The organism is Ureibacillus sp. GCM10028918 (assembly GCF_042666115.1).
Classification (GTDB): Bacteria; Bacillota; Bacilli; order Bacillales_A; family Planococcaceae; genus Ureibacillus.
Map to the genome: position 1 here is coordinate 44,958 of NZ_JBHTFK010000021.1, position 16,442 is coordinate 61,399.

Consider the following 16,442-nt stretch of genomic DNA (forward strand, 5'->3'; position numbering starts at 1 on the left):
AGTTTTTCTTATATTCATTTTTTGATGACGATTTATTAAATAGTCGTCTCTTGTTTTTGGAAAAAGTTTTTCAATGTATCATATACATCTTTCTTCTGCCTTAGTACATAGTGACGGAACTTAGGGTTATCAATTTTTTTAAAGGTTGACATCAATGATGAATAACGATTATTTGGGTTGACCTCACCATAACCAAACATACTGGAAAGCTCTATTAGTTCATTTACTAACCTTAGACATTTTTCATTGTCAGTTGAAAAATTTTCGCCATCCGAGAAATGGACGGGGTAAATATTATAACGAACAGGATTATATTTTTGATTGATCAATTCCAAAGCTTTCGAATATGCCGAGGAGCAAATTGTCCCTCCACTTTCACCCTTAGTAAAGAACTCTTCCTCTGTCACGACTTTTGCTTCTGTATGATGTGCGATAAATTCAATTTCAACGGTTTTGTATTTTGTTCGTAAAAACCGGGTCATCCAAAAGAAAAAGCTTCTTGCACAAAACTTTTCAAAATTCCCCATCGAACCACTTGTATCCATCATTGCAAGCACAACTGCCTTTGTTTCAGGCTTTGTTACTTCATCCCAAGTTTTAAAACGTAAATCATCATTATGAATTGGACTAATTTCTGCCTTCCCCTTCATCGCATTTCTTTTAATGGCCGTTAAAATCGTTCTTTTCTTGTCGATATTCCCCATCAGCCCTTTTTTTCGAATATCATTGAACTCTATTTTCTCTGTTGTAATGTCTGCTGTTTCTTTTCTTTGTAAATTGGGCAGCTCTAACTCCTTGAATAACATTTTTTGCACATCTTCCAAACTTACTTCAGCTTCATAATAGTCATCACCAGGCTGGTCTCCAGCTTTCTTGCCTTGACCTTGCGCTTGTTGATTTCCTGGTTTTCCATCACGGGCAACTACATCCCCAATTTGGCTATCGCCTTGTCCTTGACCAACATGTTTTGACTTTCCATAGTTATAACGAATTTTATACTCATCTAATGAACGAATTGGTATTTTAATAACCTCTTTACCATTAGACATAATTATACTTTCTTCGCTTATCAAGTCTGGTAAATTGTTTTTAATTGCATCCTTAACCTTATCCATATGTCGTAGTTGATCTTGGTACCCTTTGCGATGGAGTGACCAATTTTCCTGAGAGACGACAAAGTTTCGATTCTGATTTTCACTCATGTTATCCTCACCCATCTTTAATATGGTTTCGTGTATCAAATCGTCTTGGCGTATTGCGTCCAAATATCCCACTCAATAGATTTTCCTTTTTACTGTCTCACCTGGTATAGCAGCAGGAGACTTCTACTGAATGAAGTTAATTGCAAGGAAAATCATTTTCCCTATAATATGCGAATTTTCTGACAAATTTCACTACTTTGCTCAATAAATTACTCCTAAATACAATTTTTTCTAATGACTCAATATTTATCTCTTACCATTACTAATATGATGTGAAGATAAAAAAATGAGTGTCCTAAATTTTATGGACACTCCTTTCAATATATTCCTTCTATTAACTACCTATTTAATAAACTTCCTACATATCTTAATAATTCGTTGGCTGAGTTGGAGTCGTATCCATGTTCATCAATTAATCTTGCTACGACCTCATTAATCTTTTTAAGCTGTGATTCATCTGGTGTTTTAGAGGAAGTCGTAATTTTCACCACATCTTTTAAATCGGCAAACAGTTTTTTCTGGATGGCTTCTCTTAATCTTTCATGCGAATTATAATCAAATCGTTTTCCTTTACGTGCAAATGCTGAAAGCCGGATTAAAATCTCTTCTCGGAATGCCCGTTTCGCATTTTCAGAGATACCGATTTGTTCTTCAATGGAACGCATCAGTTTTTCATCAGGATTCATTTCTTCTCCTGTAATCGGATCACGAAGCTTGTTTTTATTGCAGAATGCTTCGACATTATCTAAATAGTTATTCATTAGATGTTTTGCAGACTCTTCATAGGAGTAGACGAAGGCTTTTTGTACTTCGTTTTTCGCGATTTCATCGTATTCTTTTCTTGCGATCGCAATGTAATTCATAAACTTCTCACGGTCTTCTTCTGAAATAGACGCGTGTTGATCAAGTCCATCTTTTAATGAGCGTAATACATCCAATGCATTAATTGAAGGGACTTCTTTACGAATAATTGCTGAAGAAATCCGGTTAATCACGTAACGGGGATCAATCCCATTCATACCTTCGTTTGGATATTCTTTCTTTAATTCCTCTACATCTACCGAATTGAATCCTTCAACACTTTCTCCATCATAAAGCCGCATTTTCTTCACTAGGTCAATGCCTTGTTTCTTCGGTATTTCCAACCTTGTTAAAACCGAGAAAATCGCCGCTGCTCGCAGTGCATGTGGGGCAATATGAACATGTGCCATATCACTTTCACTAATCATTTTCGAATAAATTCGCTCTTCCTCACTTACTTTTAAGTTGTAAGGAATAGGCATTACGATAATTCGTGAATGCAGCGCCTCATTCTTTTTGTTCGAAATAAACGTTCGATACTCTGTCTCATTGGTATGAGCCACAATGAGCTCGTCTGCACTAATAAGCGCAAATCGACCCGCTTTAAAATTACCTTCTTGCGTTAATGATAATAAATGCCATAGGAATTTTTCATCTAATTTTAACATTTCCTGGAACTCCATCATTCCACGATTCGCTTTATTTAGCTCTCCGTCAAAACGATAGGCTCTTGGATCAGATTCCGACCCAAACTCCGCAATTGTCGAGAAATCAATACTTCCTGTTAAATCGGCAATATCCTGTGATTTTGGATCTGACGGTGTAAAAGTTCCAATTCCAACACGTCGATCTTCCGAGAAAAAGATTCGCTCAACCAGTACATCCTCGATATGACCGCCATATTCCTGCTCAAGACGCATTGTGTTTAATGGGGATAAGCTTCCCTCTATTCGAATTCCATATTCTTTAAAGAAATCTTCTCTTAGATGTTGTGGAATTAGATGAAGCGGGTCTTCATGCATCGGACATCCCTTTATGGCATATACAGCACCTTCGTCGGTCCGAGAATAATGCTCTAATCCTCTTTTAAGTAGCGTGACGATTGTTGATTTACCGCCACTTACTGGTCCCATTAATAATAGAATACGTTTACGTACATCTAACCTTCGAGCTGCTGGATGGAAATATTCCTCTACTAGTCTCTCTAATGCTGTTTCAAGACCAAAAATTTGTTTTCCAAAGAACTGGTACATTTTCTTTCCATCTCTTTCATCAACGCCGGAACTTTTAATCATATTGTACACACGTGAATGAGCTGTTTGAGCAACTTGTGGCCTTTCCTTAACTAATTGTAAGTATTCTGCAAATGTACCTTCCCATTTCAGGCTGTCCTCTTCTTCTTTGTAACGTCTAACCCTGTTTAAAATATCGATAGCGCTTACCTCCATTCAGGGTGAGTTTTTATTAATGTATGAAGCGAATGACTTAATGATACCGAATACTTTTTTAATAATTTTTTGATTTTATCGTAATGATGAATTGGAAAACTGTTGAATCTTAGAAATTCAGATACCTATTAATCACGAAATTTGTATGAATTACTATTGAGAATTTTATTTTTCATCTTGAGATAGATTGGTATTTACGAATATTTTATTCTTGGAGTTCATATACATGGGGTGTTAGAAAACTAGGCTGAGTGTGTTCAGTAGTCTTGTGGACATTAAGTCTAAGTTGGATATGCGCAGGTAGAGAGTCTATCTGCCAAAAATGAAAGGAGGATTTTATGTTTTCTCAGTACAAGTATTGGAAACCCTTCGTCGGTCCATTTGATCCATGCAAACCAATACGTGTTAAAAGTTACAACACCCCTCCACAACTGTATATGAACTTTCAACCACCAGGTCTTCAACAATTCACTCCGCAGGAAGCACTAATGTCCGGTACACTTTGGCCGCAACTATATAGCCCTTATCCAGATCCACATAAAGGGGGGAAACCACATGGCTAAGCAAATGCCGCCAGAGTATTATCAATGCCTTGAAGAAATTCAAGCGCTAGACTTTGTATTAGTGGAATTAAATCTCTATTTAGATACTCACCCTCACGACTTTGATGCCATTCAACAATTTAATGAGACAGCACAAATGAGCATGCAGTTAAAAGTAGAATTTGAAAAGAAATTCCACCCATTGATGAACTTTGGAAGAAGTTACTCAAACTACCCGTGGAATATAGACGACTCACCATGGCCATGGCAAGTCTGAAAAGTGGAACGGGCTCGCTCAGCTCCGACAACAACTGCAGGGGCTGACTACAAGGACGCTCTTTGTCCTTGCAGTCAGCACCGAAGTTGTCGAGGAGCTAGCCCGTGCAACTAGACAACCCGAAAAGTGGAGAACGCTTGCCAGCTCTGACAACAACTGGCCGACAAAAACGCCACGTCGTGTGGCATTGTCGGCACTTGCACATCCGTGTGCGGCGGAGGGGCTGGATGTAAGGACGCTTTTTGTCCTTGCAGACAGCACCGAAGTTGTCGAAGAGCTAGCGTTCGCAACTAGACAATAAGAAAAGTGGAACGGGCTCGCTCAGCTCCGACAACAACTGGCCGACAAAAACGCCACGTCGTGTGGCATTGTCGGCACTTGCACATCCGTGTGCGGCGGAGGGGCTGACTACAAGGACGCTCTTTGTCCTTGCAGTCAGCACCGAAGTTTCCGAACGGCTAGCCCGTACAATACAGAGGAACTCAGCCAAAGAGCGCTACATCCTATAGCAATGGCTGAGTGACCCACTTCGTGTGGGCCTAAGTGGAGCGGGCTCGCCCACCCGAGAAAGAAACATCCCATTAAGAATACTGAAGTAGGCCCATTCAGAAGTGACAAAAAAGCGAGGATTGTGAGGGGAGGAAGAAAGAATGTTTTATTACGAAAAGAAACTGCAATATCCCGTTAAGGTCAGTACATGTAACCCGATGCTCGCAAAGTTTTTAATCGAACAGTACGGTGGTGCTGATGGAGAGTTAGCAGCTGCCCTCCGGTATATGAATCAACGCTATACAATCCCTGATAAGGTTATCGGACTACTTAATGATATTGCGATGGAGGAATTCTCCCATCTGGAAATGATTGCCACAATGATTTATAAACTCACGAAAGATGCGACTCCGGATCAAATGGTGGCCGCTGGATTAGGCGATCACTATGTAAATCATGATAGAGCATTATTCTACCATAATGCTGCTGGGGTTCCATGGACGGCTGCATACATCCAAGCAAAAGGCGATCCAATAGCGGATCTTTATGAAGATATTGCTGCGGAAGAAAAAGCCCGCGCAACATACCAATGGATTATCGATATATCGGATGATCCAGATTTGAACGATGGTTTAAAATTCCTGCGAGAAAGAGAAATTGTCCATTCCTTACGTTTTAGAGAAGCTGTTGAAATATTAAAAGACGAAAAAGGCCAAAAGAAATTCTTCTAATTCCACTTCCCCCACCTTAAACAATCAGGTGGGGATTTTTTGTTTGGCCATTAATACCTTTATATTTGCTCTTGCTAATCTATCTATTATCATGAGAAGATAGTTTCTATTGATTCTAATAGAAAGATTGGTGAACATGTGTGAATACAAAAGCTTTATTATTGGGGCTCTTTACTGTTCTTATCTGGGGATCAACCTTTGCAGCAAATAGCTTTAGTCTGCAGGGTGGCTTTTCGGCAGGACATTTACTATTATTTCGATTTGTAGTCGCTTCGATTATCTTTGCAATTATCGCCCTTATTCCGAACATGAAGTTCCGTTTACCAGAGAAACAAGATATTTGGAAAATTGCACTACTAGGAATTATCGGGATTAATGGCTATCATATCTGTGCAACCTTTGGACAATTAACGATCAGTGCTGGCACTTCCGGAATGTTAATCGGTTCAGGACCTATTTTTACAACGATATTCGCTATTCTCATTTTAAAAGAACGTCTAAGTAAAGTTGGCTGGATTGGACTAGCCTTTGGATTTTCTGGAATTACGTTAATTGCAATCGGTTCAGGAGATACGACATTTGGCATTGCCCCTGGGGTATTCTTAACAATCCTAGCTGCCATTGCAACATCCATCTTTTTTGTTTATCAAAAGCCATTGTTTAAAAAATATTCTGCCATCGAGTTAACGGCATACTTTACATGGGTAGGTACAATACCGTTTCTTGTCTTTGCACCCGGTTTATTTGAAGCCATTCAAACTGTACCAGTTGAAGTAAATATAACGGCAATTTATATTGGCATATTCCCGACAGCTATCGCTTACTTAACTTGGGCTTATGCGTTATCTCAATCCAATGCAAGCTCCATCTCTACAGTACTCTACTTAGAACCAGTAATCGCCATTATTGTTGCCTGGATATGGTTAAGCGAACTTCCGAAATCCATATCGATTATTGGTGGAATGATTGCCATCTCAAGTGTCCTCCTTGTCAACTACTATGGTAAAAATCAAAATTCCTTAAGAAAAACACAACTTGACCCTAATAAGTCGAATTGATGAGCGCAATTTCCCCGAATTACCTTGAAGAAATTTTAAAATGAGATCAACTTATAAAAAAAGAAATGTCCCAAAGGTGTGAAATAAATCTTTGGGACATTTTTTATTTATCGATCACGATGAACAATATTATTTAAAAACAACTTCAAAAAAGACGCGTTTCTAGGGATAGATTCTAATGCTTCGATTGCCAAACAATAGTGCTCCCATAATTCCTTTTTAGCGCCTTCTATTCCCAAGATTGTTACAAAGGTAGAAGTAAGATTTTCCTTATCTAACCCAGCAGGTTTACCTAGATTTTCAAAATCCCCTTCACTATCCAACAAGTCATCCTTTATTTGAAAGGCAATTCCTGCATGACGAGAAAATTTCTTTAAGGCATTTATTTCTCTTTCATTTGCTTTCGCTAGAATTGCAGGCATCAGAAGGGCTGCTTCAAAGCCTAAAGCCGTCTTATAAAAACACATCGTTTCAAGCTCATCCTTCGTCAGCCTCTTCTCTTTTGATTCTAGATCCATTACTTGCCCTTTACATATGTTGGCCGTTACTTGTGCAGAGTAGCGAACTAACTCAAGAACAGCTTTCGTATCAAACTCTTCTAGGAAGGTTTGTTGTTCAATGGCTTTTTGAGTAAGGAATAGTCCTGTTAGTTCTGCTATGGCGACATTATATATTTCATGAACAGTTGGCCGACCGCGCCTATAGGAAGCATTATCTTGTGAGGGTAAATCATCGAATATCAAAGAAGCTGTATGCATAAATTCCAATGACCTAAAGAGTGGCACAAGACTTGCTTCATTTAAACCAAACATTTCAACTCCTACGAACCATGACATAATGGGTCTTAACCTTTTACCGTCACCCGTTAAACTATAATTTGCAGCTTCAAGAACAGGGTCACTTAAAAATCCTGCTTCTTGGACAGGCGATACTAAGAGAGTTTGATTTACTCTTTCTTTCACCTTTTGTATTTTCTCTTTAAAGGCCTCTTTTTCTTCACGCTGTATTTTTAAATGGTCGATCATATGGTCACGTAATAGCTTATCAAAGAAATCCACATCATCGCCTTTTCCCACCATTTTTTGTAAAACCATATTAAATTGAGGGAAGCCGGAAGCAAATTGCTTCATCACCTCTTCATACTTCCTCCCACCATGCTTTTCTTTAAATCTCTTTAGTCCATTAATGGCTCTATTTAAAATTACTTCACGGGTTTGATGATCTGAATGATAGACATTATGAATTAAATTTGCAATAACTGCCCAATACATTTCAAAAGGATTAATCAGGTCATTACGGTGGTGTTGATGCTTTATATAATACGTATACGGCGTTACGGCCCCTGCATCCAAATCTTCGAATATATCCGCAAAGTCATCCGCTAATTGATTGTAAATGCCATAGAGAAATGTTCGATTTTCAAACCCATCGTCGATTTCTTGTATAACTGAGCGTGCAACCAATCTCGAAGACGAAGATTTTAAGATAATCGGAATATAAAGTTCTTCATTCGTATAGGTCTGATTGGATAACTCCTTTTGTCGGTCTAGTTCTTGGGAATGGAAAAATACAAAAGCTTGCTCAAAAAACTTCCCTGATGTTTGTTGTGTCTGTATATATTCAAATGCTTCTTTTAGTTCTGCATGGATGTAATCGAGTATTTGGAGAGTCTCCTCTTTCCAGCCACTTCCTAAAGGAGGAACTTTTCCAGAAACAAGAGAAGTACGAACCAGCTGCGAATATTGTTCCTTTTCTTTCTTAGACAATAAACTTGAATCGAGAAAGTCATCTATAAAGGGGTAGGTTAAACCATAACAATATCCTAATCGAATTGCTTTATCGAGCTTTTCCCTTCGCTCATCAGCATGAGTATGATCATTAAATCCATCAACTGTATGCATAAGAACGCCTGCGATAATTTTAATTAGCTTACGCTGTGCGTTAACTGCATCTAACTCTACTGGAATATTCGATGATACCGTATTTAACTTGTTTAATAGCCAATCCACCGTTAGCAGAATTTGTTCTTCTTTTCCTTTTTGGATTATCCAGTCTAAGCCAAACAATTCTTTTTTTCCATTGTTTGCCGAATTCAGAAGAGTTAACTTTAAATCCTCAACAACATGATTAATTTTTGACTGTGTTTCTTTATGATCGAGTGTTTTACCTAAATCACGCAAATAGAGATATGAAATACTTCGCTTTAAATAACCCTCTAATTTATTTGTATAATCCAACCATTTTATATAGTGAATTGTCTCTTTAGAATTTGGCCTTTTCTGTTTAGAAGAAAAAAATGTAAACAATGAAGGATGATGGATGTGATTAACTTTCCACTTTTTAAAATCATCAACTAAATTAGGGATATAATTTTGACTAGTTACGTTTTCATAAAGCAGCTGAAAATAGTGTAACGCTTGTTCCTCTACTTGCTGATAACTTCGATCAGCATTTATCACTTCTTTCATTTTTTCACCCTTGCCTTTTGCTCTTTTTCGGGATAAACGGAACACTCATTTTTACATGTTAATGTCTTTTGAAAATAAAACATTTACTATATGTAGTTAAATAATATTCTTGTCACGACATCTAAATGCCCTATGAATTTACAACAATTTAAATAGATAAAATCCAACTTATTTTTGTATTAGAAATGTAAAATTGGTAAATATTAGATTCAAGGAGGTGTTTACAATGGCGTTAGATGTTCTTTGTGAAGTGGAGAGCTGTACATATTGGGCTTCAGGCAATCAGTGTGATGCAGCGAAAATCTATGTTGTTGCTAGTCGCAGCACAGATGAGGCTTCCAAAAGTGAAGAAACAGATTGCAAAACATTTAAGAAAAAAGAAGATGACATGATTTCCTAAAAGTTAACAAGAGGCTCAAAATTCGAACATGAGCCTCTTGTTATATTAACCAGAAATTTAAAATTTTCATGCAAATCACTTTAGATTCTTAAACCATCCGCTCATACCTTCTGTGAAACCAACTATTTACTCTACTGTAATATTCCCGTTATCAGAGGTTAACTTAATTACAATATCACCATTCCCGATTTCTTTATCAGTAGATTGACCATAAATATTGACTCTTCCATTATCGGTCTTCACATTAAATTGAACATTTTTAGACTCATCCTTGGTTTGCACAAGGATTTGGCCGTTATCAGTTTCCAAATCCATTGGATGTTCGATGCGATTCGTAATCACAGTTAGCTTTCCATTAGAGGAATGGCCATCAATAGATCCTATACTGTCTTCAATTACCGCATCACCATTATCTATCTCCACAAATATGTCCTTACTTACAATGTCTTTCAAAGTAATTTTCCCATTATCTGATTCTGCAAAAATCTTTAGACCTTCCACTTCATCTAAATTTATTTCCCCATTATCCGTATCTGTCACTATTTCTTTTGCTTTCACCTGAGAAACCTTGATTGTTCCATTGTCCGTTTTTGCTTTAATGTTACCATATTCTTTACTTGGTAACCCTACTGTAACTACAGGTGTTTTAGAAAAGAAATTAAAGGAAAACCATCTGAAACCTTTACGTTCTATTTCGATTTCTAAAGTTTCTTCCTTCACCCCAACATCTAGTCTATAGCGATTATTGTCGTTTTGATTCAACTCAACTAATGCTTTATCACCTTCAATTGGCTTTAAAAGAATATCTGCATTGTCACTTTCTACATTTAGATGAGAGAAATCTTTATCTATTGTGACGTCCTCATCTTTGCCATTATTTAATATTTGAAAGACAAGTACAGCAATAATTGCAATTAAAGCTACCCAAATAAAAACCTTCTTTTTTTCCACTTCCACACTTTCCCTTCCGTAATTTCACTTTATTATCATGATACAAATTAAATGCATTCGACATAACGACCCTTTGCTGTAATTTTTCCTCAGCCTTGAGACGTAGCTAGCAACAACTTTCTTATATATTCATAATTTATCAGGAAAATAAGTCTTGCATTAAGGAAAGTTGTCCACGATACTCTTCAAAGTAAGTAGGGGGCAGGTGCTTATTTTCTAAACGAGTGTATCCTAGTTAATCTGTTCAACTAATTGAATAATAGGTAGATAGAATCAGATATAATAAAAAACCGTACATACTCTTGAAGGAGTATATACGGTCGTTAATTATTAAATAGTGAAAATGAATTGTGTTCACTTGCTGCTATTGAACTTGAATTTATTCTTGCGGTTCGCCCACTGCTTCCCAACGTTTAATCTCTTCTCGAACAATTGGTGCAACTTCTTTTCCTAATAGTTCGATGGATTTCATCACATCCTCATGCGGCATTGAGCCGACTGGGCAATGCAACATAAATCGTGTAATACCAACCTTTTTTCGAAGCAGGATAATTTTCTCGGCAACTGTTTTAACATCTCCTGTATAAAGAGCGCCTTCTAAGCTGCGCGCATAATCAAAGGATTCGCGAGTATATTCCCCCCAACCGCGCTCTCTTCCTAATACATTCATGGCATGTTGTGTCGGTGGGAAGAATTTTTCGATTGCTAAATCAATCGTCTCTCCTACAAATCCATGCGAATGGGATGCAACCGTTAGTTTTGATGGATCATGACCAGCTTCCTGTGCTGCTCTATAGTACAATTTTACAAGAGGAGCAAATTGTAAAGGACTTCCACCTATGATTGCCAACACTAAAGGCAAGCCAAGGTAGCCTGCACGCGCTATAGATTGTGGTGTACCACCGCTAGCAATCCATACAGGCAAGGGATCTTGCACAGGACGAGGATATACCCCACGATTTGGAATGTCTGCTCGGTGCTTCCCTTTCCAATTGATAATTTCATTTTTTGTTAAGTGTAGCAATAACTCTAGCTTTTCTTCATATAGCTCATCATAATCTTTTAAATCGTAGCCAAATAAAGGGAATGATTCAATGAAAGACCCACGACCCGCCATAATTTCAGCTCGACCATTTGAAATAGCGTCAACTGTTGAGAACTCTTGGAACACTCTTACTGGATCGTCCGAGGACAGGACAGAAACTGCGCTCGTCAATCGGATATTTTTTGTTCGTGAAGCAGCGGCAGCAAGTAATACTGCTGGAGCAGAACAGGCATAGTCTTTTCGATGATGCTCTCCTACTCCATAAACATCGAGTCCAACTTCATCTGCCAATACAATTTCCTCTACAACCTCACGAATACGTTCTGCATGGCTAATTGTTTTACCTGTCTTGATATCGGGTGTTGTTTCTACAAAGGTCGTTAACCCTATTTCCATATCTACATTCCACTCCTTATTTGCTGCCAGTAAATTTACGGTCTACTGTTGAATATAAAAAATTCTATAGTATTCTCGAATTTAATCATACATGAACAGTGGAAGTTGTTTCAATTTTGCTGTTTAGTTCGAAATTAAAAAATTCTTCTCAAATTCCTCAGGATTGCAGGGTCTACCAAAATAATATCCTTGTATATAATGGCAATTTTGTTGGAGTAAATAGTCGAGTTCTTCTTTCGTTTCTACACCTTCTGCAATTACTTCCAATTTCAAATGTTGGGCCATTTTAATCATAGCCGTTGTAATACTTGCATTTTCTGATTCAGAGGAGATGTTTTGAATAAAAGAACGGTCAATTTTTACGCCATCTAAATTAAATGTCTTTAAATAATTGAAGGAGGAATAGCCAGTTCCAAAATCATCGATGTATATTTTCACTCCTAAATCCTTCAATTCATGGAGCGTTTGAAAAACATGTTCTTCATTTTTCATAATTGAGTTCTCTGTTATCTCAATTTCAAGCCATTTTCCCTCTAATTGAAATTCTGCAAGCAAGTTGCGAATTTCCCTTGAAAAGTCATTTTGCAAGAATCTTTGGGAACTAATATTGACGCTGATGGGAATAAGCGGAAGATTCGCTTCTCTCCATTCAACCAACTTTTCGCAAACCTTCCTTTTCATCCATTTCCCCATGGGGATAATGATTCCAGTTTCCTCGGCTAGAGGAATAAATTCACCAGGAGAGATCAGGCCTAGATCAGGATGCATCCAGCGAATTAATGCTTCTGCACTCACTGTTTTACCTGTCAGTGCATCTACACGCGGCTGTAAATGAACAATAAATTCGTCATTGATAATCGCTTTTCGCAAATCTCTTTCCAGAAAAAAGGATTGATAGTTTTTTCTGCTCATTGATTGATCATATATCTGAAACATATTTCGCCCTAAATCTTTCGCTTTATATAAGGCAATATCCGCTTTTTTCATTAAATCGATTGCATCCAATCCACCGGTAGGATAGAAGCATATGCCAATACTTGCAGTAACTAATAATTCGAAATCTTCGATATAAAATGGTTCTATCAATTGCTGTAAAAATCTCTTGGCGATTTCTTTTACTTCCTGTTCACTACTGACTCTTGGGCATAGAATCATAAACTCATCTCCACCCATACGGGCAGCAAAATGGCTATCTGTATCAATACTAGCTAGTATTCTTTTTGCCATTTCCTGTAATAGACTATCGCCAATTAAATGACCAAGTGTATCATTAATCGATTTAAATCGATCTAAATCAATTAATAGCACTGCGAGCATTCCATCCTTTTCACACTTTACCTGTTGTAACACTGCACTAAGTTTTTGTTCCATCCATCTTCTGTTTGGCAAAGTCGTTAATTCATCGTGATGTGCTAAATAGGCATTCATTTCTTGTATCTTCTTCTGTTCCGTAATATCTTTTCCAATCATATAAACTCCCTGTACATGATTGTCAAACATGATTGGCAGAAGAGTAACATTAAAATATAGCTTCGTTGAATTTATACCTAGAGCATCGAATTCGAAATTTTGCAAATTCCCTTTTAAAGCAAGCTCAACATAATAACTCATTGAGTATTCAGATTTTCCGAAAAGTATATTTTGAATCTTCTCATAAGAACTTTCTTCATCTAAATAACTGAATAAATCTAATGTTTTCGGATTCATATTAATGATTTGAGCATTATTATTGAGTACAATGAGATAATCCTGACTTGACTTTAATAAGGATTTATATTGTTCTTGATTTAACTGAAGCTCTTTTTGAGTGGATCTTAGCTCAGAGATATCCAGAACGGTCCCTACGATTTCACCAACTTCATTTCCCTTTTTGATTGGTATCACATCTACAAAAACTCGTTTCCCATTCAGGTCAATTTCATAGTTGACACGGTTTCCATCAAACGCCATCTCATAATGAATATGCTTAATAATTGCAATATCCTCCGGAAATACTTCAAAGGGCGTTTGGTTTCTTAACAGTTCATCATTAACACCGATTTCTTCCAATAACTTCCCGACTGCCATAACATAAACAATTTTTCCTTCAGTATTTTTACGCATTGTAAAAATACCATTTTGAAGATTTTTCATGGTATCTATAAATTCAATTTTTTTTGCATCAGATAGTTCTTTTTCTTTTGAATTCTCCTGTACTATTACATCTTTAATGAGTAATACTTTAAACTGTTCTTGACCAATCGTGATGTTTTGCGATTGGATTTTGAAGCCATAATGTTGCCCATTTTTCATTATTCGAGTGTATAAATGTTCATGGTTAACAAGCTTACTTTTGTCATAATCACCAATCAAACTTGTAAGTGGTAAATTTACAACTTCTCCCCTGCACAATTCCAGCATCTTTTCGGCATTTCTATTTAAATATGTTATATTTTCCAGTTGATCTACAACCACAATATTGTCATTTTGCATGTTAAAAAGTTGAAATAACTGTTCTCTACTATTTTTAAAAAATTCTAGGTTTCCGCTCATAATTTCCTCACTCAAAAATTATTATGTATCTTAATAATAACTTATATATTACCAAAGTCACACCCAACTTTCTCCAATGAGTCTTAAATTTTGCTTAATTCTCTTTTGAATGATAATTACCAAAGTCCTATAAAGTGATTTTGCTGGGGTTAAGAATTTGATACATATAATTGATTGGAGTGGAGGGGCGAGTGTAGCTGACGGCTATGCCTTTCGCTACAGAGCGAAGCTTCCTGGGGGAATAGCACGTGTGAGAGACGCTCGTGTCGAGCCGTGCCATGGATGCGCGTCCGGCGCAACGGAAATCAATTTTAGCTTTATCAAGAAAACACCATTTTCCTACTTTAGGAAAATGGTGTTTTCGGGTTATATCCCAGCCTCTTTTCGCTGTAGTGACATAGTGACAATTAATTTTCATTTCGAACAGCCTTTTTGAGGACATAGCCTTAGCTTCTCATGCTATTGTGAGGAGGAATCGACCTTGCACTCCAATAAATTTATACAGCACCAAATTCTTAGTATCGATTTCGTGCGTTTTCTTGATAATTCTTCTTTGTCCAAGTCAGTCTACTTTTTGTTTACTTCTTGTATTAAATATTCTACAAATAAATCGTCTCTTACAAGCCATGCTTCAAAGTTTCGTTTAATGAATATTTCTGCTTCCTTAAAATTTGGAAAGGGTTGTTCCAAGACTTTCTTATTTTGTTCAACTATCCAATTATCCCCTTTAGGATATAAAAATAAGGTATCGTCCTTTCTGTTTTTATAGAGAGAACCAAATGTAGAGTTCTTTACATTGTAGCGATTCCTTTTTGCATCTTCTTTTATGGGCTCAAGGGGGAAAGTGTCCAATACATAGTGTTTATATGCTTCATCAGTGATTGTACTTCCAGATGCTTTTTGATGACCCCCACCGCCGTAATGCCCTGCTATTTTAGATACATCTACGTGATCATGAATAGTCCTATAGGAGATTCTTTTGCCTCCCATATTCAATATGACAATATAGTCCAAATGTTCATATTCTTTCCCTAATTCATTCCCTACTTCAGAATGGTAAGATTCAGCATAGATTACTCCTGCATAATAGTCTCTTACTTTCGCTTGCACAATTTCTCTTTTCTTTCGATGTATATAGCGCTCAATTTTATTTTCTTCCATATTGAGCAATCTGTTTTCAAATTCATCAAAATCAAAATGACTATTAGTGGATAAACGCTCAATCATTGTTTCTTCAAAATCATCTATTGATACTAGATAAAAGAGGGAGTTAAGTGAATGTGCTTTTCGGTTTTCATTTTTCTCCCATTCCCAAGTATCATATTGCCTTACGAGCTCAACAAATTCTGAAAGGGCCTGTGTTGCTTCCAAATAATCCATCGATACTAAATACTCATAAAACAGTGAAGTAGCTGATGTCAAGTTCCCTGCAGTATCTTCTACTACAACATAGCCCCATTCATATTCATCTAGATGCAGTGCTGATTTATGATGATCAATCAACTGAATATTTCCATGTTCTGAGTAGTATTGATGTAACTTTGCTTCATTTTCTTCATTTGGTGATAAGTCCGTAATAAATAAAAAAGTTTCATTTGAATCATTTTCTAAGAAAAATTCAATTTCACGATTTAATGAAGCTACCGAGTTATATCGTACTTTCACATCGGGGCCAAAAGCCAATTTTGCTAATATACCACAGCCAACTCCATCTAAGTCATTATGAGTCAATAGTTTATACATTTCATTTCACCTCAACCATAGTATGGTTTTTTCCGAACAATTTATCGACAACTCATTCCTTGAACTTTTTCCATTGTATAGATTTTTTAATTTAGGTCAAAAATTATATTGTTAAAATTTCATAAAAAGGATGACATCAATGAGTAAATATCAAAAAAAAATAATAGAGAATAAGATCACACAAGTTATTCTATTAGAGATATTTTGTTTTTCCTTAGTTGTTGCGTTGCTCGATTCTATTTCCATAAAGCCAAATATAACATCATTTTATTTTTATCTTTTGTTACTAATAGTATCAGCTACTATTTATAAACCAACCCGCTCGTTACTAGTCCGAAGTATTTCTTTTATTTTTAAAT

At 36.7% G+C, this 16,442-nt stretch carries 12 protein-coding genes; 5 read left to right on the forward strand and 7 right to left on the reverse strand.

Translation table 11 applies throughout. The annotated features are described in order from the left end of the window. Positions 1 to 35: 35 nt before the first annotated feature. Together yhbH and ACFQU5_RS15405 are read right to left on the reverse strand one after the other, a co-directional pair. Positions 36 to 1,202, reverse strand: a complete 1,167-nt coding sequence (gene yhbH, locus ACFQU5_RS15400; protein WP_390289608.1) for a sporulation protein YhbH — start codon at positions 1,200 to 1,202, stop codon at positions 36 to 38. Positions 1,203 to 1,540: 338 nt separating this feature from the next. Continuing rightward, entirely contained in the window at positions 1,541 to 3,451 is a 1,911-nt protein-coding gene (locus ACFQU5_RS15405; RefSeq protein WP_390289611.1) for a PrkA family serine protein kinase, read from the reverse strand. Between the two features lie 338 nt (positions 3,452 to 3,789). Here ACFQU5_RS15405 and ACFQU5_RS15410 point away from each other — a divergent pair, with 338 nt between their 5' ends. The 4 genes from ACFQU5_RS15410 (at position 3,790) to ACFQU5_RS15425 (ending at position 6,548) form a co-directional block, all read left to right on the forward strand. After that, on the forward strand, positions 3,790 to 4,014 hold the full coding sequence (locus ACFQU5_RS15410; protein WP_390289614.1) for a spore coat associated protein CotJA: 225 nt from the start codon (positions 3,790 to 3,792) through the stop codon (positions 4,012 to 4,014). Then, positions 4,007 to 4,270 (forward strand): spore coat protein CotJB, encoded by a 264-nt coding sequence (locus tag ACFQU5_RS15415; protein ID WP_137729980.1) that lies wholly within the window; start codon positions 4,007 to 4,009, stop codon positions 4,268 to 4,270. Before ACFQU5_RS15410 ends, ACFQU5_RS15415 begins: the two co-directional genes overlap by 8 nt. Positions 4,271 to 4,920: 650 nt before the next feature. Beyond that, on the forward strand, positions 4,921 to 5,490 hold the full coding sequence (locus ACFQU5_RS15420) for a manganese catalase family protein (protein ID WP_390289618.1): 570 nt from the start codon (positions 4,921 to 4,923) through the stop codon (positions 5,488 to 5,490). Between the two features lie 140 nt (positions 5,491 to 5,630). Next, entirely contained in the window at positions 5,631 to 6,548 is a 918-nt protein-coding gene (locus ACFQU5_RS15425; RefSeq protein ID WP_390289621.1) for a DMT family transporter, read from the forward strand. A 107-nt stretch (positions 6,549 to 6,655) separates the two neighbouring features. On the opposite strand, the gene ACFQU5_RS15430 is transcribed toward ACFQU5_RS15425, so the two are convergent. Then, positions 6,656 to 9,016: a polyprenyl synthetase family protein gene (locus tag ACFQU5_RS15430; protein WP_390289624.1), complete on the reverse strand. Its 2,361-nt coding sequence runs from the start codon at positions 9,014 to 9,016 to the stop codon at positions 6,656 to 6,658. A 226-nt stretch (positions 9,017 to 9,242) separates the two neighbouring features. Here ACFQU5_RS15430 and ACFQU5_RS15435 point away from each other — a divergent pair, with 226 nt between their 5' ends. Next, positions 9,243 to 9,416, forward strand: coding sequence for a DUF1540 domain-containing protein (locus ACFQU5_RS15435; protein WP_390289627.1), 174 nt, complete (start codon positions 9,243 to 9,245; stop codon positions 9,414 to 9,416). 126 nt (positions 9,417 to 9,542) lie between these two features. Here ACFQU5_RS15435 and ACFQU5_RS15440 read toward each other — a convergent pair whose 3' ends face one another. From ACFQU5_RS15440 to ACFQU5_RS15455, 4 genes are all read right to left on the reverse strand, one after another. After that, complete coding sequence (locus ACFQU5_RS15440) at positions 9,543 to 10,373, reverse strand: DUF4097 family beta strand repeat-containing protein (protein ID WP_390289630.1); 831 nt, start codon at positions 10,371 to 10,373, stop codon at positions 9,543 to 9,545. Between the two features lie 373 nt (positions 10,374 to 10,746). Further along, the gene (locus ACFQU5_RS15445; protein ID WP_390289633.1) at positions 10,747 to 11,808 is read right to left on the reverse strand and encodes an LLM class flavin-dependent oxidoreductase; all 1,062 of its coding nucleotides are present in this window, start codon (positions 11,806 to 11,808) and stop codon (positions 10,747 to 10,749) included. Between the two features lie 123 nt (positions 11,809 to 11,931). Then, a complete protein-coding gene (locus tag ACFQU5_RS15450) occupies positions 11,932 to 14,340 on the reverse strand; it encodes an EAL domain-containing protein (RefSeq protein WP_390289636.1) in 2,409 nt (802 codons plus the stop codon). 567 nt (positions 14,341 to 14,907) lie between these two features. Beyond that, positions 14,908 to 16,083, reverse strand: coding sequence for a DHH family phosphoesterase (locus ACFQU5_RS15455; RefSeq protein ID WP_390289639.1), 1,176 nt, complete (start codon positions 16,081 to 16,083; stop codon positions 14,908 to 14,910). Positions 16,084 to 16,442: the final 359 nt, after the last annotated feature.

Bases quoted from the DNA above. Each gene is read 5' to 3' on its own strand.
- yhbH (WP_390289608.1), bottom strand. From the start codon at position 1,202: ATGAGTGAAAATCAGAATCGAAACTTTGTCGTCTCTCAGGAAAATTGG.
- ACFQU5_RS15405 (WP_390289611.1), bottom strand. From the start codon at position 3,451: ATGGAGGTAAGCGCTATCGATATTTTAAACAGGGTTAGACGTTACAAA.
- ACFQU5_RS15410 (WP_390289614.1), top strand. From the start codon at position 3,790: ATGTTTTCTCAGTACAAGTATTGGAAACCCTTCGTCGGTCCATTTGAT.
- ACFQU5_RS15415 (WP_137729980.1), top strand. From the start codon at position 4,007: ATGGCTAAGCAAATGCCGCCAGAGTATTATCAATGCCTTGAAGAAATT.
- ACFQU5_RS15420 (WP_390289618.1), top strand. From the start codon at position 4,921: ATGTTTTATTACGAAAAGAAACTGCAATATCCCGTTAAGGTCAGTACA.
- ACFQU5_RS15430 (WP_390289624.1), bottom strand. From the start codon at position 9,016: ATGAAAGAAGTGATAAATGCTGATCGAAGTTATCAGCAAGTAGAGGAA.
- ACFQU5_RS15435 (WP_390289627.1), top strand. From the start codon at position 9,243: ATGGCGTTAGATGTTCTTTGTGAAGTGGAGAGCTGTACATATTGGGCT.
- ACFQU5_RS15445 (WP_390289633.1), bottom strand. From the start codon at position 11,808: ATGGAAATAGGGTTAACGACCTTTGTAGAAACAACACCCGATATCAAG.
- ACFQU5_RS15450 (WP_390289636.1), bottom strand. From the start codon at position 14,340: ATGAGCGGAAACCTAGAATTTTTTAAAAATAGTAGAGAACAGTTATTT.
- ACFQU5_RS15455 (WP_390289639.1), bottom strand. From the start codon at position 16,083: ATGTATAAACTATTGACTCATAATGACTTAGATGGAGTTGGCTGTGGT.